This window comes from Rhodococcus sp. NPDC057297, from assembly GCF_042667435.1.
GTDB lineage: Bacteria > Actinomycetota > Actinomycetes > Mycobacteriales > Mycobacteriaceae > Rhodococcoides.
The window spans coordinates 854,062-877,927 of record NZ_JBHUZE010000001.1 but is presented as its reverse complement, the minus strand read 5'-3'; the positions used below and the strand labels follow the sequence as shown (position 1 = coordinate 877,927).

The 23,866-nt window shown below is 66.5% G+C and carries 24 protein-coding genes; 12 read left to right on the top strand and 12 right to left on the bottom strand.

Going from position 1 to position 23,866, the window contains the following annotated elements; genetic code table 11:
• Positions 1-18: 18 nt before the first annotated feature.
• The gene (locus ACFULT_RS04090; protein ID WP_378480688.1) at positions 19-1,356 is read left to right on the top strand and encodes an FAD-dependent oxidoreductase; all 1,338 of its coding nucleotides are present in this window, start codon (positions 19-21) and stop codon (positions 1,354-1,356) included.
• On the opposite strand, the gene ACFULT_RS04085 is transcribed toward ACFULT_RS04090, so the two are convergent.
• Positions 1,339-1,716, bottom strand: coding sequence for a metalloregulator ArsR/SmtB family transcription factor (locus ACFULT_RS04085; RefSeq protein ID WP_094654937.1), 378 nt, complete (start codon positions 1,714-1,716; stop codon positions 1,339-1,341). The genes ACFULT_RS04090 and ACFULT_RS04085 overlap by 18 nt on opposite strands.
• A gap of 61 nt (positions 1,717-1,777) precedes the next feature.
• On the opposite strand from ACFULT_RS04085, the gene ACFULT_RS04080 reads away from it, so the two are divergent.
• The 4 genes from ACFULT_RS04080 to ACFULT_RS04065 all read left to right on the top strand — a co-directional run bounded on the left by ACFULT_RS04080 (position 1,778) and on the right by ACFULT_RS04065 (position 5,659).
• On the top strand, positions 1,778-3,718 hold the full coding sequence (locus ACFULT_RS04080) for a heavy metal translocating P-type ATPase (RefSeq protein WP_378480687.1): 1,941 nt from the start codon (positions 1,778-1,780) through the stop codon (positions 3,716-3,718).
• Between the two features lie 46 nt (positions 3,719-3,764).
• Positions 3,765-5,207, top strand: coding sequence for a DUF222 domain-containing protein (locus ACFULT_RS04075; RefSeq protein ID WP_378480686.1), 1,443 nt, complete (start codon positions 3,765-3,767; stop codon positions 5,205-5,207).
• Positions 5,208-5,273: 66 nt separating this feature from the next.
• On the top strand, positions 5,274-5,477 hold the full coding sequence (locus tag ACFULT_RS04070) for a zinc-ribbon domain-containing protein (RefSeq protein WP_037111830.1): 204 nt from the start codon (positions 5,274-5,276) through the stop codon (positions 5,475-5,477).
• The gene (locus ACFULT_RS04065; RefSeq protein ID WP_378480685.1) at positions 5,444-5,659 is read left to right on the top strand and encodes a hypothetical protein; all 216 of its coding nucleotides are present in this window, start codon (positions 5,444-5,446) and stop codon (positions 5,657-5,659) included. Before ACFULT_RS04070 ends, ACFULT_RS04065 begins: the two co-directional genes overlap by 34 nt.
• A 54-nt stretch (positions 5,660-5,713) precedes the next feature.
• Here the strand turns inward: ACFULT_RS04065 and ACFULT_RS04060 are convergent, their stop codons facing one another.
• From ACFULT_RS04060 to ACFULT_RS04040, 5 genes are all read right to left on the bottom strand, one after another.
• Positions 5,714-6,655 (bottom strand): TAXI family TRAP transporter solute-binding subunit, encoded by a 942-nt coding sequence (locus ACFULT_RS04060; RefSeq protein WP_378480684.1) that lies wholly within the window; start codon positions 6,653-6,655, stop codon positions 5,714-5,716.
• 25 nt (positions 6,656-6,680) lie between these two features.
• The gene (locus ACFULT_RS04055) at positions 6,681-8,042 is read right to left on the bottom strand and encodes an MFS transporter (RefSeq protein ID WP_094719832.1); all 1,362 of its coding nucleotides are present in this window, start codon (positions 8,040-8,042) and stop codon (positions 6,681-6,683) included.
• Between the two features lie 121 nt (positions 8,043-8,163).
• Complete coding sequence (locus ACFULT_RS04050) at positions 8,164-9,546, bottom strand: ATP-binding protein (protein WP_378480907.1); 1,383 nt, start codon at positions 9,544-9,546, stop codon at positions 8,164-8,166.
• 13 nt (positions 9,547-9,559) lie between these two features.
• Positions 9,560-10,219 carry a response regulator transcription factor gene (locus ACFULT_RS04045; protein ID WP_037111834.1) on the bottom strand — a complete coding sequence of 220 codons (660 nt, stop codon included), beginning with the start codon at positions 10,217-10,219 and terminating at the stop codon, positions 9,560-9,562.
• A gap of 54 nt (positions 10,220-10,273) precedes the next feature.
• Positions 10,274-11,404 (bottom strand): citrate/2-methylcitrate synthase, encoded by a 1,131-nt coding sequence (locus ACFULT_RS04040; RefSeq protein ID WP_378480683.1) that lies wholly within the window; start codon positions 11,402-11,404, stop codon positions 10,274-10,276.
• A 102-nt stretch (positions 11,405-11,506) separates the two neighbouring features.
• Between ACFULT_RS04040 and ACFULT_RS04035 the strand changes: the two genes are divergently transcribed.
• A complete protein-coding gene (locus tag ACFULT_RS04035; RefSeq protein WP_378480682.1) occupies positions 11,507-12,712 on the top strand; it encodes a citrate/2-methylcitrate synthase in 1,206 nt (401 codons plus the stop codon).
• A 99-nt stretch (positions 12,713-12,811) separates the two neighbouring features.
• Positions 12,812-12,967 carry a hypothetical protein gene (locus ACFULT_RS04030; protein ID WP_167336912.1) on the top strand — a complete coding sequence of 52 codons (156 nt, stop codon included), beginning with the start codon at positions 12,812-12,814 and terminating at the stop codon, positions 12,965-12,967.
• A gap of 13 nt (positions 12,968-12,980) precedes the next feature.
• On the opposite strand, the gene ACFULT_RS04025 is transcribed toward ACFULT_RS04030, so the two are convergent.
• The 3 genes from ACFULT_RS04025 to ACFULT_RS04015 all read right to left on the bottom strand — a co-directional run bounded on the left by ACFULT_RS04025 (position 12,981) and on the right by ACFULT_RS04015 (position 17,627).
• Positions 12,981-13,403: a hypothetical protein gene (locus ACFULT_RS04025; RefSeq protein WP_378480681.1), complete on the bottom strand. Its 423-nt coding sequence runs from the start codon at positions 13,401-13,403 to the stop codon at positions 12,981-12,983.
• A 37-nt stretch (positions 13,404-13,440) separates the two neighbouring features.
• Positions 13,441-14,847 (bottom strand): carotenoid oxygenase family protein, encoded by a 1,407-nt coding sequence (locus ACFULT_RS04020; protein ID WP_378480680.1) that lies wholly within the window; start codon positions 14,845-14,847, stop codon positions 13,441-13,443.
• Positions 14,848-14,939: 92 nt separating this feature from the next.
• The gene (locus tag ACFULT_RS04015) at positions 14,940-17,627 is read right to left on the bottom strand and encodes a LuxR C-terminal-related transcriptional regulator (RefSeq protein WP_378480679.1); all 2,688 of its coding nucleotides are present in this window, start codon (positions 17,625-17,627) and stop codon (positions 14,940-14,942) included.
• A 178-nt stretch (positions 17,628-17,805) separates the two neighbouring features.
• Between ACFULT_RS04015 and ACFULT_RS04010 the strand changes: the two genes are divergently transcribed.
• Complete coding sequence (locus ACFULT_RS04010) at positions 17,806-18,438, top strand: hypothetical protein (RefSeq protein WP_037111843.1); 633 nt, start codon at positions 17,806-17,808, stop codon at positions 18,436-18,438.
• A gap of 8 nt (positions 18,439-18,446) precedes the next feature.
• Here the strand turns inward: ACFULT_RS04010 and ACFULT_RS04005 are convergent, their stop codons facing one another.
• Positions 18,447-18,884: a MarR family winged helix-turn-helix transcriptional regulator gene (locus ACFULT_RS04005; protein WP_094719838.1), complete on the bottom strand. Its 438-nt coding sequence runs from the start codon at positions 18,882-18,884 to the stop codon at positions 18,447-18,449.
• A gap of 60 nt (positions 18,885-18,944) precedes the next feature.
• Here ACFULT_RS04005 and ACFULT_RS04000 point away from each other — a divergent pair, with 60 nt between their 5' ends.
• Complete coding sequence (locus ACFULT_RS04000; RefSeq protein ID WP_378480678.1) at positions 18,945-19,463, top strand: phenolic acid decarboxylase; 519 nt, start codon at positions 18,945-18,947, stop codon at positions 19,461-19,463.
• A 106-nt stretch (positions 19,464-19,569) separates the two neighbouring features.
• Here ACFULT_RS04000 and ACFULT_RS03995 read toward each other — a convergent pair whose 3' ends face one another.
• The gene (locus ACFULT_RS03995; RefSeq protein ID WP_020110572.1) at positions 19,570-20,034 is read right to left on the bottom strand and encodes an SRPBCC domain-containing protein; all 465 of its coding nucleotides are present in this window, start codon (positions 20,032-20,034) and stop codon (positions 19,570-19,572) included.
• Between the two features lie 112 nt (positions 20,035-20,146).
• Between ACFULT_RS03995 and ACFULT_RS03990 the strand changes: the two genes are divergently transcribed.
• From ACFULT_RS03990 to ACFULT_RS03980, 3 genes are all read left to right on the top strand, one after another.
• Positions 20,147-21,166 (top strand): ABC transporter substrate-binding protein, encoded by a 1,020-nt coding sequence (locus tag ACFULT_RS03990; RefSeq protein ID WP_378480677.1) that lies wholly within the window; start codon positions 20,147-20,149, stop codon positions 21,164-21,166.
• 87 nt (positions 21,167-21,253) lie between these two features.
• Positions 21,254-22,516, top strand: coding sequence for a hypothetical protein (locus tag ACFULT_RS03985; protein ID WP_378480676.1), 1,263 nt, complete (start codon positions 21,254-21,256; stop codon positions 22,514-22,516).
• Positions 22,517-22,546: 30 nt separating this feature from the next.
• Entirely contained in the window at positions 22,547-23,131 is a 585-nt protein-coding gene (locus tag ACFULT_RS03980; protein ID WP_378480675.1) for a hypothetical protein, read from the top strand.
• Here the strand turns inward: ACFULT_RS03980 and ACFULT_RS03975 are convergent.
• A complete protein-coding gene (locus ACFULT_RS03975) occupies positions 23,115-23,786 on the bottom strand; it encodes a glycoside hydrolase family 25 protein (protein WP_378480674.1) in 672 nt (223 codons plus the stop codon). The genes ACFULT_RS03980 and ACFULT_RS03975 overlap by 17 nt on opposite strands.
• Between the last annotated feature and the right edge of the window lie 80 nt (positions 23,787-23,866).

Genomic DNA, 23,866 nt, shown 5'->3' with positions numbered 1-23,866 from the left:
CGAAAGGACGTCACCGTCATGTCCGCTCACCCAGTAGTCGTCATCGGAGCAGGACCCATCGGCCTTGCCGCCGCAGCCCACCTCACCGAAGCCGGCACTCCCGTCCTGGTCCTCGAACGTGGATACTCGGCCGGTTCTGCTGTTGCGCAATGGAATCACGTGAGATTGTTCTCGCCGTGGTCGGAAATCGTCGACCCGGCCGCCGGACGCCTCCTCGAACCCACTGGATGGCGCGCACCGGACGGTAGCGCGTACGCAACGGGGCGCGAGTGGGTCGAGAAGTACCTCGCACCGCTGGCCGCAGCTCTCGGCGATTCGGTGCGTTTCGACTCCGAGGTCGTGGGCGTCGCCCGCCGCGGGCGGGACCGTGTCGTCGACGCCGGTCGTGACACCGAACCTCTCACCGTTCACATCGGAAGAACCGACGGCACCGAGGAACGCATCCTCGCCAGCGCAGTCATCGACGCATCGGGAACATGGGGAAGCCCGAATCCGCTCGGGTCCGAGGGACTCCCCGCCGTCGGGGAACATGCTGCCGCCGATCGCATTTCGTATCGAGTCCCCGACCTCTCGGACGAGTCGATACGCAGACGCTTCGCCGGCACGCACGTCGTCATCGCCGGAAGTGGCCATTCCGCTCTGACCGCGATCATCGCGTTCGCCGACCTGGCCGCGGCCAACCCCGGCACGACGCTGACGTGGGCCGTGCGGCGCGCGGTCACCGAATCGGTCTTCGGCGGAGGCGAATCCGACGAGCTCGCCGCACGCGGTGCGCTCGGCCTCCGCGCGAAGAAAGCCATCGACGACGGCCTCCTGCAGGTCGTCTCCGGTTTCCGGACAGAGACGATCCTGCAGGGCGACGGCACACTGACACTCCTCGGCGACAACGGACGCCGGATCGACGGCGTCGACCACGTCGTCGCGCTGACGGGGTTCCGACCCGACCTGACCTGGCTGTCCGAAGTTCGTCTGGACCTCGACCCGACACTGCAGGCACCACGGTCGTTGGCGCCGTTGATCGATCCCAACGTCCACTCCTGCGGCACCGTCTACCCGCACGGCGTGGACGAGCTCACCCAACCCGAGCCCGGGCTGTACCTGGTCGGCATGAAGAGCTACGGCCGGGCACCGACGTTCCTGGCGATGACCGGCTACGAACAGGTCCGCAGCATCGCCGCCGAACTGTCCGGCGACCCCGAGAGCGCTCGCACCGTCGAACTACGTTTACCGGATACCGGCGTCTGCGGCGGAGCAGGGTTGTTCGACGATCCCGAAGCCGACGCCTCGGTAGTGGGCGGATGCTGCGGCACGCCAGGACCCGTCAGCGTCGGACTCGGGTCAGGATCCGGTCGCTGAGTCCGCGTCGGAGTCGATGTCCGGCACGGACATGCCGAGATGCTCGATGTGATAAACCGCCTCGTCGAGCAGCATGGCGACGTGATTGTCGTACAAGCGATAGATGACGCTGCGGCCGGATCGTGCGCCGGTCACCAACCCCATCGCTCGGAGCAGTCGGAGTTGATGGGAGACAGCGGACTGCTCCATCTCGACGGCGTCGGCGAGGTCGTTGACGCCGCTGGGCCCCTGCCGGAGCTGGGTGAGAATGCGTAGCCGACTCGGCGTCGCCAACGCCTGAAGCGTCGCTGCCACCGTCGCGGCAGACTCCGCATCGAGCTGCGCCGGAGGAGTGGTGCGTCCCTCGACTCCATGTCCCATTCGACGATCATAGTTTATGTTCACATGTATAGGTCTTCATGTGATGAGGTAGCGTGACGTCATGACTTCCATCGGGACCGCCCCGTCTCCGTCGATCGACAGCCCTCGGACCGGGACCGCCACCCGCATCCGATTGCTCACAGTCGCCGAAGTCCGGTGGGCATTCGCCGCCACCGCACTGTTCGCGGCAGGGCTGCTCGTGCAGATCACCGGTGGGCCGACGTGGCTCTACTGGGCGCTGTACCTGGCGTGCTACGCCGTCGGCGGCTGGGAATCGGCGCTCGAAGGTCTACGCGCGCTTCGCAACAAGACACTCGACGTCGACCTGCTGATGATCGTCGCCGCCATCGGGGCTGCGTCGATAGGGCAGGTGTTCGACGGGGCACTGCTCATCGTCATCTTCGCGACGTCCGGCGCGCTGGAGGCGGTCCTCACCGAGCGAACCGCGGACTCCGTCCGAAGCCTGTTGGGCCTGACGCCCGACACCGCGGTCCGGCTCGACGCCGGCGGCACCGAACACCGAATCGACGCGACGGACCTGACCGTCGGAGACATCGTCGTCGTCCGCCCCGGCGAGCGCCTCCCCGGTGACGGAACCGTCGTCGACGGTGGATCCGACATCGACCAGTCCTCGATCACCGGCGAATCCGTCCCGGCCTTCAAGACCGTCGGCGACGACGTGTTCGCCGGGACCATCAACGGCACGGGCGTGCTGCGAGTCCGAGTCGACGTCGACCCGTCGGACACCGTCATCGCGCGAATCGTCACGATGGTCGAGCGCGCATCCGAGACCAAAGCGAAGAAGCAGCTGTTCATCGAGAAGGTGGAGCAGTACTACTCGACCGGTGTCGTGGCCGCCACGGCAGCGGTGTTCACGATTCCACTACTGCTCGGCAGCGACCTGCAGTCGGCGTTGCTGCGCGCGATGACCTTCATGATCGTGGCGTCGCCGTGCGCGGTCGTCCTCGCGACCATGCCGCCCCTGCTCGCCGCGATGGCAACCGCCGGCCGCAACGGAGTCCTCGTCAAGTCGGCCGTCGTGATGGAACAGCTGCGCCTGACCGACGTCGTCGCCTTCGACAAGACCGGAACCCTCACCGAGGGAACACCTCGCGTCGAACGGGTCGACGCACTGGGCGGATTCGATCACACCGACGTCCTGCGATGGGCCGCGTCCGCCGAAGTGGGAAGCGAGCACCCGGTAGGAGTCGCAATAGTCGACCACGCCCGTAACCGCGGGCTTACGCTACCTCCGGCATCGGATTTCGAATCGACACCGGGCGTCGGCGTACGCGCACAGGTCGACGGACGGCACATCAGGGTGTCCAAACCCGATGCCTCTCACACGTCTTCGTTCCCGCCGGACATCCGAACGCACGGAACGACCGCCGCCGTCGTCACCGTCGACGACGTTCCCGCCGGAATCATCGCTCTGGTCGACACCATCCGCCCCGGGGTGGACGGCGCCGTGTCCGAGCTGGAGCGTCTGACGGGCGCCCCGTCGGTGCTGATCACCGGCGACAACCTTGGATCGGCGCAGGACATCGCCCGCCGCGCCGGAATCTCCGACGTGCGAGCCGGATTGCTGCCGGAGGGCAAGGTCGACGCCGTGCGTGGACTGCAAGCACGCGAACAGCTGGTCCTCGTCCTCGGCGACGGCATCAACGACGCACCTGCCCTCGCGGCCGCCGACACCGGGGTTGCCATGGGCCGCAAAGGTTCCGACCTCGCACTCGACACCGCCGACGCCGTCCTGGTGCGCGACGACGTCGCCGCGCTCGCCAAGGTGATCGAACTGTCGCGTCGAGCCCACCGCATCGTCGTCGCCAACCTAGTCATCGCCGGCACGTTCATCGTCGTGCTCGTGGCCTGGGACCTGATCGGAACCCTGCCCCTGCCCATCGGTGTCGCCGGGCACGAGAGCTCCACCGTGCTGGTCGCTCTCAACGGCATGAGACTTCTGTCCTCACGCGCGTGGCGAGGGGCGAAACAGCCGGCCTGACGGCCGAATCCAAAACCTGTCGGTGGGTCGCGGTACCTTTCCCCCCATGCAGAAGTTGGGGGACTCGAGCACCGCAGCGGAACTCTCGGACAGAGACGTCATCGCCGCCATCACCGAGCTCACCCACGCCCAGAATCAGACTGCCGCACGTAAATACGTTCTGCTCGACGAATTCGCCCGGCGTGGCCTGAACCTGAAGACAGGGCATTCGACGCCACAGCATTACATCGCCTCGGGCACCCGTGTCACCCTCGCCAACTCGACCCGGCAGTTCGTCACTGCCAACTGGCTCAGCCGATGGCCTTCGGTGACCGAGGCCCTCGCCACCAGCGACATCTTCGTCGACCACGTCAAGGAAATCCACGACGGCTACACCAACATCAGCGGCGCGGACTCCACGCTCTCCGAGGAAAGCCTGGCCGCAGCCGTCGCAGACCTACTCGCGACCGCCATGGACGGCACCGCCCACCAGGTCAAGCAGCGCGCTCAGGTCTTGGTGCACGCAGTCATCGACGACGCCCGCGCCCGATACGACAGCGCACTCAGACGACAAGAAGCACGCAAACAGAAAGAACGCGAAGCAGAAGAGCAAGGACAGCCCCTGCCCGACGACGATGCTGGGGATGATCCCGACCCTGACACCGATGTGTTGAACAACCCTCCGCCACAACCGGTATCGGAGAACACTACGCTCAACAAGCTCGAGCTGTTCCTCCTGGCCAACGGACGCCTGGGCTTCAAGGGGGACGTGGACAAGGTTCTCGGCGAGAAGCTCCGGTCAGCACTGTCCCCGCTCTCGCGGCCACAACCTCAACCCGACGGCACCCGTGATCCCCGCAATGCATCCAGGCGTCAGGCCGACGGGTTGTCGCGGCTCCTCGACATCGTCGGTGGCGGCACGCGTTCCACCGGGCCGGGAACACCACCGGCGACGGTCAACGTCACCGTGAACCTCAGTGACCTTCTCGCTGACAGAGCCCGTTCTGCATCACCGGACACCACGAGTGGCACAGACACTTCCGGCGCCACACACAGGTCGCCGAAGATGGGCGACCCGGACTGGCCGTTCCAGCTCGAATGGACAGGGCCCTTGAGTCGCAGCCTCGCACGCCTTCTCGCCTGCGACGCGAACCTCAACCCAATCATCCTGGACAACAACGACGTTCCCCTGTCGATGGGGAACGAAGTCCGGCTCGCCACTCCTGAGCAACGCGCAGCCGTGGCCGTCCGCGACAGATGCTGCGTCCGATGCGGCCTCCCCGCGATGTGGTGCCAGGTGCACCACATCGTCTTCTGGGAGGACGGCGGGCCGACCGACCTCACCAATCTGGTCCTGATCTGCGGCGACTGCCACCGCCTCGTCCACAATCACGGCTGGGACATCGACTTCGGTATCGACGGCCACCCCCGCGTCATCCCACCCGCCGCCATCGACCCCGAACGAAAACCGATACCCAGCTTCCACCGACAACGCCGCCCCGCTGCCTAGTCGGCCAAGCCCAGAGGTGTTGCGCAAGCACCGCGGCGTCCGAGCAAAAATCGCTAGGCTGGCCGGGTGTTCTTCCTCTTCGGTTACGGCAGCAAGCAAAAACACCTCGGCGCAGGCCAGACCCGAACGTGTCCCCGGTGCAACAACACCACCCAGTGGTCGCGGATCCGGACCTACACACAGTTCACGGTGTTCTTCATCCCTGTCGCGCGTTGGAGCCGCCGGCAACTCGAACAGTGCAGCATCTGCGGCGCCTCCGTCGAGGCCTGACCACCCCTTTCGGCGCCGGATGCACCTCCATCGCCGTCGCTCGCACCGAACGCATCGGCGAGCCGCGCACCGACATCGGACCGCTCGATCAGAACTCGACCTTCCCGATCGAGGAGTTCATGTGGCAGTTCGACCCCTACTTCAGCACCCCGACCGTCGTCGGGCACAAGGTCACCCTGTAGACCCCACTGACTCCCCGGGAGCCCTTGCTCATGGGCTCACGGACGAACGCGCCTTCACCCGTGCCTGCGGCGGTACTCCGCCTCGGCGCCCGGGTGGAGCGGGATCGCACCGGTCATGACGAGCGACCGGGCGTCGAGGAACTGACTGCCGATCGCCTGGCGAGGAACCAACGCCGACGAGCTGTCCAGCAGCACGCTCACCAGCGCTGCGACCGTCTCGTCCGGCACATCCGGGCGGACCAGCAGCAGATTCGGGATGCCTACCGTCGTCACCTCGGGGTGCTCGCCGTACACACCTGCCGGCACCGGTACCGCCTCGTACGCGGTCCCGAACTCGCTCCTCAGACCCGCGACCACTCCGCCCAGATCGAGTAGCCGCACCGGTGTCGGAGGATCGGCGAACGCAGGCGTCGGCAACCCACCCGCCCACATCACCGCGTCGACGTCGCCGGCGTACAACGCATCTGCAGCCTCGTTCATCGACAACTGCACCTCGCGAACGGCGCCGGGCAGCCCGGCCGCATCGAGCACCCGGCGGGACACCAGCGTCGCGCCGGAACCAGGAGCGCCGATGCTGACGGACAGCCCCCGCAGGTCGTCGATGGACTCGATCCCCGAATCGGCGCGCACAGCGACCTGGAAGTAGTTCTCGTACACACACCCCACCGCCGTCAGATCCCGAGCGGGGTAGTCGTAGGCCGCGTCCGCGAGCGTCATCGCCAACTCGGCTCGCCCGGCCTGCAGCGCATCGAGGTTGTCGACGGAGCCCTCGGTCGTCAGCGGGACGAGGTCGGCCGCTCCGGCACCCGCGGCCGCGTCGGCGAGCAGTCCGCCGAACTCCCAGAAGAACCCGCCGATCTCACCGGCCGCGAGACGCACGCGAGGCGACGGCTCCGACGAGCACGACACAGATGACCCTGCCACTGCACCGGCGGCAACTACGCCGACAGCCCGCAGAACTGCTCTTCTCGAGAACAGCGCTGCGGGCTGGGCCATGGTTCTCACCCTAAGACGAGGTCGCTTACTGGAAAGCGCGACCCTGTTCCCGGTCCAGAACCGTCTCGGACTTGTTCCGCAGAACGAAGATGTAGACCACCAGCGACACCGCGATCACCACCGTCACGTAGAGGATGAACCACGGGACGTGGCCACCGTTCTTCGCGGCCTGGTAGATCAGCGGCGCAGTGCCACCGAACGCCGAGTTCGCCAGCGCATACCCGAGGCCGACGCCCAGCGCACGCACGTGCGACGGGAACAGCTCCGCCTTCACGATCGCGTTGATCGAGGTGTAGCCGGTCAGGATGACGTAACCCACGCACACCAGCGCGAGCGACTCCACCACCGACGTCGCGGACGGCAGATACGTGATGAGTACGTAGGTGTACAGGACACCGCCGATACCGAAGAACACGAGCAGCGGCTTGCGACCGACCTTGTCGCTGATCATTCCGCCGATCGGCTGCAGCAACATCAGGAAGATCAGGCCGAAGAGATTGATCCACGTGCCGGTCATGCCGCGGTCTTCGTACGCCGTCTTGATCATCGACGGAGCGTTGACGCTGTACGTGTAGAACGCGATGGTGCCGCCGATCGTGACCATGAAGCACACCAGCAGCGGGCGCCAATGGTTCAGCACGAGTTCCTTCATCGAGCCCGACGCACGGTCGGCACCGCTGCGCACGGCCGCCAGCTGATCCTTCGTCAACGATTCGTCCATGCTGCGACGCAGCCAGAACACCACCACCGCAGCGACACCGCCGATGAAGAAGGCGATGCGCCAACCGAACTCCTCGATCTGCCCCCGGTCCAGGAACGCCTGCATGATCAGCAGCGTCACCTGCGCGAGCACATGTCCACCGACGAGGGTGACGTACTGGAACGACGAGAAGAATCCCCGACGCTCCCGCGTCGCGGCCTCGGACATGTACGTCGCCGACGCGCCGTACTCGCCGCCCGTCGCGAAGCCCTGCACCAGACGGCACAGAATCAGGATGACCGCTGCCCACACACCGATGCTCTCGCGTCCCGGCGTCAACGCGATGACCAGCGAGCACGCAGCCATCATCGAGACGCTGAACGTCAGCGCAGCACGTCGGCCGTTCCGGTCGGCGTAGCGGCCGAAGAACCACGAACCCACCGGACGCATGAGGAACGTGACGGCGAAGATCGCGTACACGTACACGGTCGAGTTCTTGTCCGCCGAATCGAAGAACTGATTCTCGAAGTACGTCGCGAACACCGTGTAGACGTACACGTCGTACCACTCGACGAGGTTGCCCGACGACCCGCGGAGCGTGTTGAACACCGCGCGCCGGGTCGCCGCGGGAGACGAAACGGGTGCGGACCGCGGTGAGTCAGCGGTCGAGGTGGCCTCGTTGGCCATGGGCAGTCCTTCCACACAGGGGCTCGTGCTGGTCGCCGCGAGGTGTACGGCAACCGTCTGCCCCTACTGTGACCCCAGGCACAGCCCCGAACAAAACCGTTTCCGATTTCCTAACACTCTCTTAGGAAAGGACCGCCGGTACTGCCAGCTCGACGCGCAGACCCGACGGCACACCCGCACTGACCTGCAAGGACCCTCCTGCTCGCTCGGTCAAGGCGTGGACGATCGACAGGCCGAGCCCCGTGCCCTCACCCCCGACCCCCGGCGCCCGATAGAACCGGTCGACCACCTTCGGCAACTCACCCGTGGGTACTCCCCCTCCCGAGTCCGCCACCCACACGAGCACGTGGCCGTCGCTCTCTCGGCACCCGATCTCGACAGACGAACCCGCGCCCGCATACTTTGTGACGTTGCTCAGCAGCGCATCGAGAATCCTGATCATGTCGTCCTCCGGCAACGCTGCGCACGGCACATCGTCGGCGACGGCGAGCGAGAAGGACATCCCCGCGACGGCCAGTGTGGTCGACCAGAATTCGACGCGACCCAGTATCGCCGCCCCGGTGTCGCACCCTGTCGGTCGCGCGCTCGCCGGCGTCTCGGCAGCCGCCAGGACGAGAAGATCCTCGACGACGGTGCTCAGCCGGTCCACCTCCAGAGTCGTCTTCAGGTGCGCCTCGGACGCCGAATCCGGCACCCTCATACCCAGCACATCCAGTCGAATACGCAGCGCAGCCAGCGGATTACGCAACGCATGGGCGGTGTCCGCGACCAGCCGACGCTGAGCCGCAGTGGCCGCCTCCACGTCGTCGGCCATGGCGTCGAAGGCACCGGACAGCTCACGCACTTCCGGCGGCCCGACGTACTCGGTCGACTCCGGCCTCGGCGTCTCCTCCGCCGGCAGCTCGGCGTGGAACTTGTCTCCGAACGACTGCACACGCGACGACAACGCCGTCAACGGCCGAACCACCCAGCGCGACAACGCAGCAGCGATCACTGCCACGGACACCAGGATCAGCAGCGCACCTGCGCCGATGACCACCCACGCCACCGCCACGTCTCTACGCGCCGCATCGGTCGACGCATCGATCACCACCGCACCGTCCACCTGTGTTCCACCGCCGACGGGAGCCGCGACCAACACCTCGGACTGGGCCCACGGCGTCAAACTCGAAGGGACGTCGCCGCGTTGGTTACGTAGTGCTCCCGACACGGCCTCCTGCACGTCGGGCCGGCCGACGTCGATACCCGCCGACGCACGCACCACACCGCCCCGGTCGACGATGGCGAGCCCCTCGCCGTACAGAGAGTGGTAGCGCTGCACGGACTCTCGTAGTCTCGGAACCCCGGACTCGTCCTCCCGCGAGGACAACTCCGCGAAGAACGTCGCTGCCGCAGCACGGTTCTCGCCGAACCTCTGCACGCGTTCCCGCCCCACCAACACCGCCAGAGGCACTGCAAGCGCGAGCACGACGACGATGGAGTAGATCATCAACACGACCAGCACCCGGCGTCGCACGTCAGGTGTCCCAGCGGTAACCGAAGCCGCGGATGGTGACGATCGCCCCGGGGCGCCCGAGCTTGGCCCGCAGCGCCGTCATGTGAACATCGAGCGTGCGCGAGATCGCCACGTACGCATCACCCCAGATGGCGTCCATCAACTGCTCGCGGCTCACGGCTTCACCCCGCCTCGTCACGAGGTGAGCCAGCAGGTCGAACTCCTTGGTCGTCAGCCCGATGTCCGTGCCGTCGACTTCGACGCCGCGGCCCACGAGATCGACCACGACATCGCCGAGCACCACTCGGTCCGCCGAGGACTCCGCCGCCGCACTGCGACGCCTCGCCGCCACCTCCAGCCGCGCATGCAGTTCACCGAGCCGAGCGGGCTTGACGACGTAATCGTCGGCACCGCCGCGCAGCGCGCGCACCACCGAACGCTCGTCGTCCCTCGCCGTCAGCACCACGACCGGCACCGGACTGAGAGTTCGGAGCTTGCGCAGCACCTCGAGCCCGTCCATGTCCGGCAGCCCGAGGTCGAGCAACACGACGTCCATGTCGTGGTAGCCGAGCAGTACATCCGCTCCGCGGCGCATCCGAACGGGCGCGTGGCCGACTTCGGTCAGCGCCTCGACCAGCGCCTCACCGAGTCCGTCGTTGTCCTCCACCACCGCGATACGCATCCACCACAAGATATATCCGACGCCGGCGCGGCGGCCCCGGGACACCCGAACACGTCACAGCGCAGGAAGCGCCTGGGGTGCCTCGGGACCGTCGTACCGGGCGATGGGCCGGATGATCTTACTGTCCGCGGACTGCTCGACGATGTTGGCGCACCACCCCACGATCCGACTGCACGCGAAGGTCGGCGTGAACATGGACCTGGGTATCCCGCACAGCTCCATCAGCACGCCCGCGTAGTACTCGACGTTCGCGTAGAGCTTCCGGTCCGGTTTCAGATCCGCCAGCGCCGCGGCGATCACCTTCTCCACCTGCGCGGCCTTGTCGATCAGTTCGCCTCCCAGCTGCTGCGCCGTTTCGCGGAGCATCACCGACCTGGGGTCCTCGGTGCGATACACCGGGTGACCGAACCCCATGATGCGTTCACCCGCTGTGATTTTCGTGCGAGCCCAGGAATCCGCGTCCGCCAGGTCGGCAATCTGATCCAGCCCGTCCAACGCCCGATCCGGCGCACCTCCGTGCAGCGGACCGGCGAACGCGCCGATCGCCGCACACACGGCGGAGGCGATGTCCGACCCCGTCGACGCGACCACTCGCGCCGTGAACGTCGACGCATTGAACCCGTGATCGATGGTCGCCGTCAGGTACCGGTCGACCGCCCTGGCATGAGCGTCGCTCGGAACGTCGCCACTGATCATGAACAGCCAGTTCTGCGCCGTCGTCAGATCCTCCCGCGGTTCGATCGGCTCCTGACCCGACCGAAGGCGATGGACCGCAGCCAGAACGGTGGGCGTCACCGCACACAGACGCAACGCCGTCGCTCGTTTGTCGGCCTCGGTGGATTCGTACAGCGGAACAGCGCCGGGCATGCCGGACAGAACCGTGCGCAGCGCCAGAAGCGGCTGCTCCGGACCGGTCGCGGCGACCGACGCCACGGCCTCGCGCACCTGGGCCGGCAGGACTCGCAGCGGCGCGACCGTACGGCTGAACTCTGCTCGCTCGGACAGGTTCGGCAGACGACCCTCCACCATCAGGAACCACGCATCCTCGAAAGTGCGGCTCTCGGCGATGTCGATCGCCGAATACTGACGGTAGTGATAGAAACCTTCGTCGCCTCGGACGTCACCGATCGACGTGGACGTGACGACGACATTGTGTAGCCCACGCGGGGCGTCGAGAACGCTCATGACATCTCTCCTCTGCTGGTCACCCACCACGATCCGCGTTAACATTGATCGTTGTCAATGTTGATAGAGTCAATGTTCAGCACGCCGAACCGAGAGGCGAACATGCCATCCCCCGACGGCCGAGATCTCCTCACCACCGCCCAGGCCGCCGCCCGGTTGGGGGTCAAACCCGAAACCGTCTACGCCTACGTCAGCCGCGGGTTGCTGACCAGTAGTCGCCTCCCCGGCGTCAGGGGCAGCGTCTTCGACGTCGAGGAAGTCGAAGCACTCGCCGGTCGCGACACCGCACGCCGCACCGACATCGGGACGGTGGAACGGATCAGAACTCGGATCACCCTGCTGGACGACGATCACCTGTACTACCGCGGCCGCAACGCCGTCGACCTGACCGCCTACTCGTTCGAGTCGGTAGCGCACTTCGTGTGGACGGGACAACTGGACTCGGAGCGGTCTTTCCGCATCGATTCCGTTGTGGCACAGAAGTGCCGAGATGCCGCTGCCTCACTGTCGCCGGAGTGCCGGTTCATCGACCGCATCCGCCTCGCCGTCGACGTCGCCGCGACCCACCGCCCGATGCGGGTCGACATCAGTCCGAAATCGGTTGTCTCCGAGGCCGGCCAATTGTTGGCGACCGTCGCCGCCTCTCTGACCGGACCGGCGCCGCACACCTCCGTCGCGGAGTCGATGTGGGCTGCAGTGCGATCGGAGACATCAGACCCTCGCGGGCTGGGCGTACTGCGATCCGCCCTCGTGCTGATGCTCGATCACAGCCTGGCGGCGTCGACGCTCGCCGTGCGGGTCGCGGCCAGCACGCGCGCCCACCTCTACTCGGTCGTCGCCGCAGGCTTGGGGTGCATCGACGGACCACTGCACGGATCCGCGGCCGAGCCGGCGTACCGGTTCATGATGTCCGCACGCGTCGACCCGATTTCCGCACTCGCACAACACCTTCGATCCGGCGAGCGGGTGCCGGGGTTCGGCCACGTGATCTACACCGACCGGGACCCGCGCGCCCAGGAGTTGCTCCGACTGCTGCGCGACCCGGCTAGCGGCGCGGACCCCGCCGTGGTGGCAGCCGCGGACATCGTGATCGACGAGATGCGCGATCGGTTCGACACGTTCCCCAACTCCGATTTTGCGCTCGCCACGTTCACGTGCGCCTTCGGTCTCCGGCCCGATACCCCGGAGGCACTGTTCGCCTTATCCCGTATCGCCGGGTGGACCGCGCACGCCCTCGAGGAGTACGACGAACCGCCCCTTCGCTTTCGAGTGCCCGGTATCTACACAGGCATCCGGCCGGGCACCTGAGTAGCTCCCTCGAGTCCTGTGTAGTTTCCGCCGAAACGGGCACACTCTCCTCGACCGCGTCCGCGGCGCTAGACCGAGCTTCGAACCCCAGGAGACCTCATGACGATGCCCAGCGACGCCGACGCCGCAGTGGAATCCCACGGCACCAACGACGGCCCCCGCGACCACCCGGCAGACGAGAACACTGCCGTGGGCGCACACGTCGACGACGAGAACGTGCCACACCCACCACGCGACGACGAGTCGACGGGCTAGCTCGACTGTCGAACTACGGAACGTAGAAGGTGGCGAACCCGGGAACCGTCGTGGCGTAGGCCGGAACGGCGACAACAGCGACCTGTCCCGGCCCGGTCGTGAGTACTGCCTCGCGTTGTGCGCCGCCCAATCCGTCGGACATGCGGGCCGCACCCGACGCTCCGGTGGAGAGGTTCAGCCAGCGCACGTCGGCGACCTGATAGCACCCAGGCCTGCCGTCGGCCGGGCTGGTGATCCTGGCGACGCCAGTTTGTTCGCCGAGTACCGCCACGCAGCGGACCTCGGGCGAATCGAAGCTGCCGTTGGTGTTTCCGTACGGCGCCGGGTCGATCTGGAACGGCACCGTGACCTCCGCGGACGCGACTGCCACCGGACCGAGAACCGCACCGATCACCACTGCCCCACACACCGTCAGTTTCCGTACGAACGTCTTCATGGGTTCGATCCTCTACCCGATGACGGTACGGCGCGCCTTATTGGACCCAAATGCCGTGCAACCCCGCGGGAACACGGATGGGCAGCTCGATCGTCGCCAGCGGCCCGTCCGCTGGATTGTCGGCGTCCAGGATGTAGAAGCGGGATGTCAGATCCTCGGGGTCGGTGCCGATCGCACCCCAGTAATCGTGTGTCTCACCCGGAATGTAGATGGGCTCGCCGATCGCCACTCCGGGAGACCACACCTCGTCGCGCCCGGAGTGCACGTCGTGGAAGAACAGTGATTCGAGGAATCCGTCGTCGACCTCGGATTTTCCGACGGTGGCGATGCGGCCGTGATCGAGCGTCAGCAACCTGTCGTCGACGCGCGGGAATTCGATACCGAACCGGTCACTGATCTGCGTACGGCTCACCGCACCGGTGGCAGGATTCAGCAGTGCACGCGTCAACGCCGGGTTGTTGACGCCCGTCGGCTTCGTGAGTCCGCCGGGAAAGAGATGCTCGACGTAGTCGACGGTGACGGTGCCGTCGGGATTGTCGAAGGCGTTGGCGAAGTGCCACACCCAGAACGCCTCCGTGTCGATCCACCGAATTGCACCACCGTCGCGAGGAATCAGCGCGATGCGGGTGCCCCGCTCCGGCTGCCACGACAGCAGCGCTCCACCGGTCATCGCAGCGGCGAGGTCGAACACCAGCGGATTGACGAACAGCACCACGTACTTCTGCGTCAGCGCCATGTCGTGAATCATGTACGGCTTGTCGAGACCGTCGACGGGAGTCGGCGACAACAACACCCGGCCGTCGGCGCCGACGATCGACCACGTCAGATACGGCGCTTCCAGCGAATAGTTGAACAGCACCATCTCACCGGTATGCGGATCGATCTTGGGGTGCGCCGTGCTGCCGACCCGCATCGCACCGTCGCAGTCCTCCTGCGCGAGCGTCGCGAGCTTCTCGCGGTCCAGCAGGTACGGCCGGTCGCCTTCTGCCATCGCCAGGAGCTTGCCCGCGTGATCGACGATGTTGATGTCCGGCAGTTGACGGGTGGTGCCGGCGAGAGCATCGCCGACGACCGACGCCGGCGGCGTGTACCCGTCCATCACACCGGACCAGATCGCCTCTCCGCGTTGCTCTTCGAGCTCGACCATCGGCGTCCGAACGAATCGATTGGTGTACGACGCTCGGCCGTCGGCGATGCTGACCCGGTGAACCATCCCGTCGCCGTCGAGCGGGAAGACGAACGATCCGATCGGGTCGAAACGCGGATTGGGTCCGTTCCGCAGGTAACTGCCCTTCAGGTCGGCCGGGATCTCGCCGACGACAGGCAGATCCACGACGTCCACCTCCTCGCGCTGCGGGGCGAACACACCGTTCAGGTGAGTGTGGTGGACGACGTCGACGGGCGCCGGCCGGTGCGGGTCGGTGGTGAGCGTGTCGTTCGTCATGAGGGGACTCCCGTTCGTCGGTGCGATGCTTCGATCCTGGTCTTCGGCACCGTGGAGGAACATCGGTCAGAGCACGTAGATATCCCTGCCAGTCACTCCCGGCGGCCGGCGACGAGGGCGGCGAGTTCCACTCGGGTACGCAGGCCCAGCTTGGTCAGTGCGTGCGAGACGTGCGTCTGCACGGTGCGCTGGGAGATGAACAGGCTCTGCGCGATCTCCGGGCCGCTCCGACCGCTCGCCACCATGTCCGCGATGGTCGTCTCCGTCCGGGTGAGGCTGTCCCATCCCGTCCGCGGTCGCTCTCGGACGGTCCGTGGATCCAACCGCACGCCCAGCGGGCGCAGGCGCATGGCAATTCGCGAGGACAACGCGGTGGCGCCCATGTTCTGAGTGATCAGCAGCGCGGTCCGTGCATGTTCACGTGCAGTGGTCTTGTCTCCCGACGCCGCGAGCTCGCACGCTGCTTCTTCCCAGGCTGCGGCCTCGGCGATGACGTTTCCTTCCCGGCGAGCGTTCTCCGCGCTCCGAACGGCCTGCGCGACGACGGCCTCCGAATCACCCGCGCACAGTGCCCGGGCGAGTGCGACCGGTCCGACGCTCGCGACGGGCAGTGGATCGGAAATCTCCGCGAGGGTGTCGACGATCTCCGCGGCGAACTCACCGTCGTCGGTCCGCCGAGCCAGGCGAGCGCAATCGACGGCGAACGACGGAAGCCACCCGTAGATCCCCAACGCCCTGGCCCCACCCCAATACCTGCGGGCCGCGGCCACCGCAGGCAACAACTTGCGGCCGGACTCGAGCAACGACACCCGCGTCATCCCGCAGATCGGGAGTCCGAACTGATGCGGCTGGCCCGAGCTCTCGAACGCATCCAGCCGCGCGAGCGCCGCCTCCACGTCGCCTCGGTACAGGTCGATCTGAGCGCGGGTGCCCTCCGCGATCGACGTCCACCCCATGTCCGCCGAGCCCGCGCGTTCCAACCCGGCGTCGATGTGCGCGGCCGCGTCGTCGAGCCGGCCTCTCTTCATCGCGATGCCTCCGCGGGTGAAGTCCTGGTACGCCGTCATCCACGCCGCGCCGCGGTCGGTCCGCAGCTGCTGAGCGCGGTCCATCAGCGCTTCCGCCGCGACGGGTCCGTGCGCGTACAGCTCGATGAACGGCGGCCAGACATCCGCCGACGTGCTGAGCTGAAAACCTGCGCCCACCGCACCTTCCTGCTGAGACGCTTCGAGCGCAAGGTTCAACCCACTGTCGACAGCGCCGGAGAGAAACCGTCGCAGCGCCTCGGTGACCAACACACTGACCGGTCCCTGAACGGCCCCCAGCTCCCCGCCGGGCACCGGGGTGACGCCCTCCAACAGCGAGACGTACCGCTGCGTGTCCAGCAGACCCGCGCGGGTGGCGTCGTCGACGGGCATCTGCAGCGTCGACGAGATCAACCCGAGCGCGTGCTGCGACTTTCCTTGCGCGATCGAGGTGAACAGCAGCGTTCGGTACAGCAACGGCACGACGGCGGGATCGGTCGCGTTCGACAGACCCTGCGTTGCAACCTCGGCCGATCGGGCGAGCTGGCCGCTGCGCGCCAGTGCCGTCGCCAGGTCCAGCTCGAAAGACCCTGCCACGGTTGCCGTCGCCGTCCCCAACAGGTCGACGGCGACCGCGGGAACGTACTGCAATTCCTCCTGAGCCCGGCTCACCGCCGCACCGAGAACCGACTCGTCCCCGCCCGCCGCAAGCAGGTGATGCGCCACCATCTGTCGGTTGCCCGCGGCCTCGTGGTGACGCGCGACCTCCGTGTGCAGAATCGCCCGAAGCGGCGGCGCCAGACCGTCGTACGCCACGTCGGCATAGACGTCGTGCGTGAACGTCAACTCCCCGCTCGGCGACGCGTCGACCATGCCCGCGTCGATCACCGTCTGCGCCGCCCCGACCATCACCGCGGCCGACGTGTCTCCGAGGTCGGCCAGCTCGGCCAGTGTGGCAGGCCCGCCCCACACCGCGAGCTTGCGAACGAGATCACGTGAGGATGCGTCGAGCAGCGAAAGCTGTTCCGCAATGGCGGATTCCAAGCTGCTGGACGCCGACGCGTCGAGCATGCTCGGCGCGGTTGCCCTGCCGTCCTTCACGACGACGGTGCCCTGCGCACGCAGCTCCGTCAGCATCGTCAACGCGTGCATCGGGTTACCACCCGACCGCGCCAGAAGTGTCGACAACGCGGCATCCGGCCACGCACCGAGTACCTCGTGGGCCAGCACCTCGAGATCCGCGGCGTCCATTGCCGGCAGATTCCACTCGCGGACGGTCGGACGGGCCAGCATCCGAGTCAACAGCTCACGGGTGGGCAGGTGACGCCGCGCGACGAGCACCACCAACGGCAGATCCTTCGCCGCCGCGGCGAGGTGGGACAACACTTCCAGGCTGCCCGCGTCCGCGTTGTGCGCATCGTCGACGACCAGCAGCTGCGGCCGAACCGCGCACAGCGAGTCGACCGCTGCATAGAGCTCGGTGTCGAACCCGGCCGGAGCCGTCGTCGGCACGGCGACGCCGATGAGAGCCGCGGCCACCGCATAGGGCTGACGCCAGGACAACTCGTCGGCCGTCGCCCACCGCGTTTCGATGCCCCGGCCGGACACGAGTCGACGCAGCGTATGCGACTTGCCGCTGCCCGGCCCGGCGGTGACCACCAGCGTCCGCGGACCGATGCCGTTCATCGCCAGGTCCAGCGCGGAGTCGATCTCGTCGACGATCGACCTGCGCGCCCCGGTGGACGGCAACTTCATACTTACGACGGTAACGCCGAGGCGGCGCCGACCTCGGCGGAACGCGTCGATTCATACATATCGGGTGAGTGGCAGCGAATCGTGCGTGCCTACACCGATGATCTGCCACGCCGATCGTTGGAAGCTGATCTCATCGAATTCCGCTAGTCCGGCGCAGTGCTGTCGAAAGGCTCCCACCATGAACGGCAAAATGATGATCCTCGGCCTGGCGCCCTGGGCGCTGTTCGCCATCCTGACCGAGAGAATGGGCGCGAGCGCAGTCGGGATCGCCGCACTGCTGGCGTGCGTGAGTTCGCTCGCGCTGGCGTTCGTCGGCCGCACCAAGTCCGTGGCCAGGGGCAACGGCGGCATCAAGATCATCGACGCGGCCGGCATCGTGACCTTCGGGATCATCGCGTTGCTCGGGTTCCTCGGCAACAGCGGCCTGAACGACGCCCTGGCCGACTTCGGCCGCGGCGGCGCGACGTTCGTGCTGGCCGCCGTCATGGCCGTCTCGGTCGTGACGGTGCCGTTCACCGAGCAGTACGCCCGCGACTCGGTGGACCCGCAGTACTGGGGCACCCCGCGATTCCACGAGAAGAACAAGTCCATCAGCGCGATGTGGGCGGGCGTCGTGTTCGCGATGGCCGTCTGCCACGTCATCGCCGGTGCACTGGCGTCGTCCACCGAGATGACCAACAACCACCCGGGCAACCTCCTGCTCAACTGGGTCGTTCCCATCGCGTTGATCGTCTGGGCGGTCAAGCGCACCGGCAGGATCGCGGGCGATCACTCCGCTGCGCCTAACAGCGCGACGCCTCAGGCCACCTAGGCCGTCGATCACGGCCGCTGGAGCACCTGCGTGATCGCCGCCAACGCGGGTAACGCCGCTGCCACCGCACGCCGATCGCGCTCGGGGAGCGTCGCGAGGGCGTCGGACAGCACTTGCGAGCTCGACCTGTCGTACCGCGCCAGCAACTCGACCGCCTTCGGCGAGGCGCAGAGCTGCGCACTCCGTAGATCCGTCGTCGCCGCGGTCCGCTCGACGAGCCCGTTGGTCACCATCGCCTTCACCAGGTTGCTGACCGTCGATCGCGCCAGATCGAGACGGGTCGCCAGCCCACCCGGCGTCGACGACGGATCCTCGACCAACGCGCGGAGGACTTCGATCTGGGCATCGGGGATGTCGGGCAGGTCGGCAGCGGTCCGGGTCGCGCGCAACAGGGCGCGTCGCAGCGGGCCGAGCCGACGAGCGAGTTCGCTCGCATCTGACGTCATGTGACCATGCTCCCACAGGATAGTTTTGTGACCATACTAGTTTTGTGGCAAAATCAAAGTATGACCACAGTGCAGAATCCCATTCCCCCACAGGATCTCAGCGGAATCGTCGGACACCGCTTCATCTACACCTACGCCAACAATTGGCCATACGAGATGTACGTCAAGAACGCCACCACCATCGACTACCGCATCCACACCGGCATGGTCGGCGGACGATGGGTCAAGGATCAAGCCGTCGACCTGGTGCAGTTCGACGACGACGTCTACAAGATCTCGTGGAACGAGCCGACAGGAACCTCCGTCGTCGTCAACGTTCTGCCGGGCAAGCGACGCCTGCACGGCACCATCTTCTTCCCACAGTGGATCGAGCTCGACGGCACCAAAACCGTTCTCTACCAGAACGACCACCTCGACGAAATGCGCGCCTACCGCGACGCAGGGCCTACCTACCCCATCTACGTCGTGCCGGAATTCGCGAAGATCACTCTGTTCGAGAACGTCGGGGCCGACGACGACACGATCATCTCCGCCGCGCCGTCGGACCTGCCCGCCGGATTCGCCGACCGCGTCAACTGACCCGCGCACGACAACGCCGCGCCCACCGCCCGTCTCGATACGAGGGCAGTGAGCGCGGCGGAGTCAGAACTACGTCGAGCTGAGAACTACGTCGGGCTGAGACCGATCAGGTTGTCGCTTCCGCGTCCAACAAGGACAGCGTGCTGTTCAACTGATCTTCCGTGACCAGCGGGAACTTCACCTTCTCGAGAAGCTTCTTGTCCGTCACCTTCGACCAGTCGTACGTGTGGCGCACCAGCGTCTCGTTGGGACCCTGAGATTCCAGCTCCCACAACCACTCCCACCCGGGAGGCTCGGTGCCCGCAGGCGCGGTGGTCCACGCGAGCAGTTTGTCCTTGGCGTAACCGGTGACGTGGTTGTCGGTCTGGTACTCGCCGCCCATGTGATCGCCGGCCATGTTCATCGTGAACACCTCACCGACCTTCTGAATGCGATCGGCATGATCCACGCCGCGAATGAAGCCGGAGGCGTCGATCTTCTGATGCCGCTCGGGATTGGAGAGCACATCGAACACCGCGTCGACGGGAGCTTCGATGGTGCGTTCTACGGTGACCTTCGTTGTGTCGCTCATACAACTACGGTGCCCGACGATGAGTCTGCCTAAACGTTCCCCGGCCGATCCACTCCCTTGAGTAAGCGAAGGCTAACCTGAAGGTCCGCATCGTTCGACGTACAGGATCTTCATGAAGCTACACATCACCGCAGTCGCCGTTGCTGCAATCGCGTCCCTCGCACTGGCCGGATGCAGCGCCTCCGACCCCGCCGACAACTCGGCTGCCACACCAGCAGCCGAGGGTTCCTTCCCGGTCACCGTCGACCACATGTACGGCGAGACAACAGTAGAAGCACTACCGGAACGCGTCGCAACCTGGGGATTCGGCACCACCGACGCAGTCCTCGCCCTCGGCGTCGTACCTGTCGCCATCCCGTCGGCCGAATACGGCGGAGGCGACGACCTGATGTACCCGTGGGTGTCCGACGCCATCGAGGACCTCGGCGGGCCGACCCCGGTACTACTCGACAACTCGGCGTACGAACTCCCCGTCGAACAACTCCTCGCCACCGACCCGGACGTGCTGATGGCACCGCACTCCGGCCTCACCCAGGCCGAATACGACGCTGTGACCGCGGCAGGCGTCCCCGTCGTCGCACCGCCGGAAGAACTGTGGTCGACGCCGTGGCGTGACGTCATCACCACCACCGGGGAGGTTCTCGGCCGCGCCGACGCAGCCCGCGACCTCGTCGCCGACCTCGATCGACAGGTCACCGACGCCGGCGATCAGCACCCCGAATTCGACGGTCGATCCATCGCCTACGTGTCCGAGGCAGCAGACGTCTACTACCTGCTCTTGCCGACGGATCCTCGCGTCGAGCTGCTCGAGAATCTCGGATTCACCACGCCCGAATCGGTGACGTCCCTCTCGAACGGTGAATCGCCGTTCTCCACCACCGTCTCGGCGGAGAACATCTCGAAGATCGACGCGGACATCGTGTTCACCCAGGTCGACACCGACCAGGCGTTGCAGGAGTTCCTGACCTCGGACGTGTCGCGGCAGATTCCGGCCGTCGCGAAGGGCGCCGTCGCCGGATTCGTCGGCCAGGAAGCCGGTTCCGCGATCGGGCCGACGGCGCTGTCCATCCCTTTCTTCCTCCCGACCCTCGTCGACGGTCTGGGAGGCGCAACAGCAGTCGCTGGTAGCTGACGCAGCCGCGGGTGTACGGTTACTCGCACGGTGACCCGACGCCCGTGACGCTTCGCCGCACGGTTCCCCTAGTGCGTCGGGACTGACATGAGCAAGCCAGGAGTGGAGTCCGCGGAACGACCGAAAGCTCTGCGCATATTCGTCGCAGGCTGGGTCATCCAAGACGGGTCGTTCCCACGTGCATCGGTGGGCGACGTGGTCGACGTCGCCCTCGAGCACCACTCGGCGGGCCCCGTCCGCTCGGTGCTCGACGACAAACGCAGGGCCACAGCCCGTCCCGCCTTCGGAGCCGGTCCCCGAGGGCGGGACGGAGAACTCCGGTGGTTGCACCTCGTCTACGGCGACGGCTGGAGCGGGCAGTGGTGGGCGGATTACCCCATGAACGGGTCGGTGATGCTCGACGGGAGGCTCAGTGCGGTCCTCGACGACCGAGCGATCGACCGACCCGCTCGGGTGCACGGTCGAATCGAGCGAATGCACCTCGTGCACAAGCAAGTCGAGAACATCGACAACGGCTGGCGCGGAGTCGACGGAACCGAGCGCCTCGACGAGATCGACGCCGTCCCCACGGGTGATCCTTGGTGGGATCCTGAGCCCATGGAGAACGGCCACATGCAGACGACAGGGATCCTCGTCGATCTCGATCTCGATATGCTCTCACCACCAACGCCTTTCGTCGCCGGCGCCGTGTCAAGCGACGGCAGCGACGTGTGGGTCATGCATGCGTCGGACCCCGTCCTGTTGCGTGTCGAGGCAGCAGGTGCCGTTCCCTCGACTACCCGGTTTCTGTTGCCGCTCACCATCGAACCGACCGACAACCGCTGGACCCGACGCCTCCACGCCGTCCCCGGCGGGTGTTGGATCACGTCCGAACACGACGTCCACCGATGCACTGTCGTCGACGAGAACTCCGTGATCATCGACCGGTACGCCACGACGGGCTCCAGCGCGTCGGCCGTGGTCGGCGGGTCCCTCTATCTGATCGACGCGTCCGGATCGCACATGATGCACAACCGTCGACACGGGGTGATCCGAACCTGGCCGAGCACGAAGGTCCGGGTCCTCGACGAGCAACACCGGCGAACAATCGATGTTGCAGAGGAGGATCGGCCCGACATGACGTTCTCCCGAGCAGATCGCGCCTACGGCCCGCACGGAATCGAATGGCAGGTACACGAAACCGACGAGATGCTGAAGCTCGACTTCGAGGCGGGAACGACGACGCGGATCGACCTGAACCGCGGGGTGGTTGATGGGCAGGTGCGAAACATCACCCCCAGCGCCTGGGACGACCCCGTCAACGCCGCACTCATCGCCTCCATCACGGTGCCCCCGCCGAAACGCGCGTGAACTCGGCGCCGACGTGGCACAGTGTCGTGGATGACCGACAGGCCCAGGGGGGCGCCGTGGTGGGTTGGACTGACGATCGTGGTGGCGGCACTCGCCGCTCTCGTGTGCCTGCTCGTGCTGTGGGCGTACGTACCGCCCGAACGTAACTACCTGTACTTCGGCATCGCGCAGGGTGCCGTGCTCGCCGTGGCCGCGGTGTGGCTGCTGCTGGGCCTGGTCGGGTGGGCGAAGTATCGGACGCTACGGCTGACGGCGATCGCGCCTGTGTTTGCGCTGGTCACCGCCGTCCTCGTGTCGTTGTCCATACCGTCGGCCTTTGCCTTCGCCGTGTCCGAAGGCGCCCTGACTGCGACCGCCGAAGAGTGCCCCGACGTCGACACCGCCGAACGACGGGTGGGGCTGTACCGCGTGTGGCACACGATGCCGGTCGATCCAGATGCGGCAGGGCACGGCGGCTGCGTGCTGTACGTGCGGGGCGGTGGCCGAGTCGACGGCGTGGGCCTGGCCTACCTCCCGCTGGGAATCCCGAACTCGTACACCCACTATGCCGGACGACCGGACATCGAGTACTCCCATTACGACGGTGATTGGTACCAGTTCACGCAGGTGTTCTGAACAGCTCGGCCAGCGCCGCGTCGTCGCCCCGAAAAGCGTTGGCGTCGATGAATTGACCGGCTACCGAGGCACTCTCGGAGAACTGCAGGATCTGCACTGGCTTGCCCCCCATGTCCGCCCAGCCTCCGAAACTGCCACCACCACCACGAGCCGGTGCCCAGTTGTCCCCGGGATACAACCGGGAAGCGAAGTCACGCCCGGTCACGTAATCGCTGTTCCAGACCCCCACCGGCAATCGCTCCAGAGGCGCACTGCCCATCCGGGTTTCCCAGAACCAACGCGGAAGATACACCGGAAGAAACTGCTGGAACCCCACCGCGCGGTAGGCGTCGAACCGCCGGAGAAGATCGTCCACCGACCCGCCGTTCGTCGTGTCCTCGTAATCCACCTGTAGCGGAAAATCAACGCCACCAGCGTGATTGCGCAGCGTCTCCGCTTCGGCCGCCGGCTCGGTGTTCGTTCGACAGAACACGTACCCGCCCCACCGCCCGGGAAAATGCGTCGCCATCTCCGCAGCGGCCCGCGGCCAGAACGGATCGCGATACCCGGACCCCTCGGTGATCTTGTGCGTCGCGAACGCGAACCCTTCGGCCTTGGCCGCGGCGAAATCGAAGTTGCCCTGATGATTGCTGACGTCGATACCGAACAGTGTCACACCGACCACGGTGCCACATGGCTACGACACGAACCCTCGAGCTCATCCTTCTCGACGAGAAGGGTTAGGGTTGCCTGACC

Coding starts and splice junctions, on each gene's coding strand:
- ACFULT_RS04090 (WP_378480688.1), top strand. CDS start 19: ATGTCCGCTCACCCAGTAGTCGTCATCGGAGCAGGACCCATCGGCCTT.
- ACFULT_RS04085 (WP_094654937.1), bottom strand. CDS start 1,716: ATGGGACATGGAGTCGAGGGACGCACCACTCCTCCGGCGCAGCTCGAT.
- ACFULT_RS04080 (WP_378480687.1), top strand. CDS start 1,778: ATGACTTCCATCGGGACCGCCCCGTCTCCGTCGATCGACAGCCCTCGG.
- ACFULT_RS04075 (WP_378480686.1), top strand. CDS start 3,765: ATGCAGAAGTTGGGGGACTCGAGCACCGCAGCGGAACTCTCGGACAGA.
- ACFULT_RS04060 (WP_378480684.1), bottom strand. CDS start 6,655: ATGGCCCAGCCCGCAGCGCTGTTCTCGAGAAGAGCAGTTCTGCGGGCT.
- ACFULT_RS04055 (WP_094719832.1), bottom strand. CDS start 8,042: ATGGCCAACGAGGCCACCTCGACCGCTGACTCACCGCGGTCCGCACCC.
- ACFULT_RS04045 (WP_037111834.1), bottom strand. CDS start 10,219: ATGCGTATCGCGGTGGTGGAGGACAACGACGGACTCGGTGAGGCGCTG.
- ACFULT_RS04040 (WP_378480683.1), bottom strand. CDS start 11,404: ATGAGCGTTCTCGACGCCCCGCGTGGGCTACACAATGTCGTCGTCACG.
- ACFULT_RS04035 (WP_378480682.1), top strand. CDS start 11,507: ATGCCATCCCCCGACGGCCGAGATCTCCTCACCACCGCCCAGGCCGCC.
- ACFULT_RS04030 (WP_167336912.1), top strand. CDS start 12,812: ATGACGATGCCCAGCGACGCCGACGCCGCAGTGGAATCCCACGGCACC.
- ACFULT_RS04025 (WP_378480681.1), bottom strand. CDS start 13,403: ATGAAGACGTTCGTACGGAAACTGACGGTGTGTGGGGCAGTGGTGATC.
- ACFULT_RS04020 (WP_378480680.1), bottom strand. CDS start 14,847: ATGACGAACGACACGCTCACCACCGACCCGCACCGGCCGGCGCCCGTC.
- ACFULT_RS04015 (WP_378480679.1), bottom strand. CDS start 17,627: ATGAAGTTGCCGTCCACCGGGGCGCGCAGGTCGATCGTCGACGAGATC.
- ACFULT_RS04010 (WP_037111843.1), top strand. CDS start 17,806: ATGAACGGCAAAATGATGATCCTCGGCCTGGCGCCCTGGGCGCTGTTC.
- ACFULT_RS04005 (WP_094719838.1), bottom strand. CDS start 18,884: ATGACGTCAGATGCGAGCGAACTCGCTCGTCGGCTCGGCCCGCTGCGA.
- ACFULT_RS04000 (WP_378480678.1), top strand. CDS start 18,945: ATGACCACAGTGCAGAATCCCATTCCCCCACAGGATCTCAGCGGAATC.
- ACFULT_RS03995 (WP_020110572.1), bottom strand. CDS start 20,034: ATGAGCGACACAACGAAGGTCACCGTAGAACGCACCATCGAAGCTCCC.
- ACFULT_RS03990 (WP_378480677.1), top strand. CDS start 20,147: ATGAAGCTACACATCACCGCAGTCGCCGTTGCTGCAATCGCGTCCCTC.
- ACFULT_RS03985 (WP_378480676.1), top strand. CDS start 21,254: ATGAGCAAGCCAGGAGTGGAGTCCGCGGAACGACCGAAAGCTCTGCGC.
- ACFULT_RS03980 (WP_378480675.1), top strand. CDS start 22,547: ATGACCGACAGGCCCAGGGGGGCGCCGTGGTGGGTTGGACTGACGATC.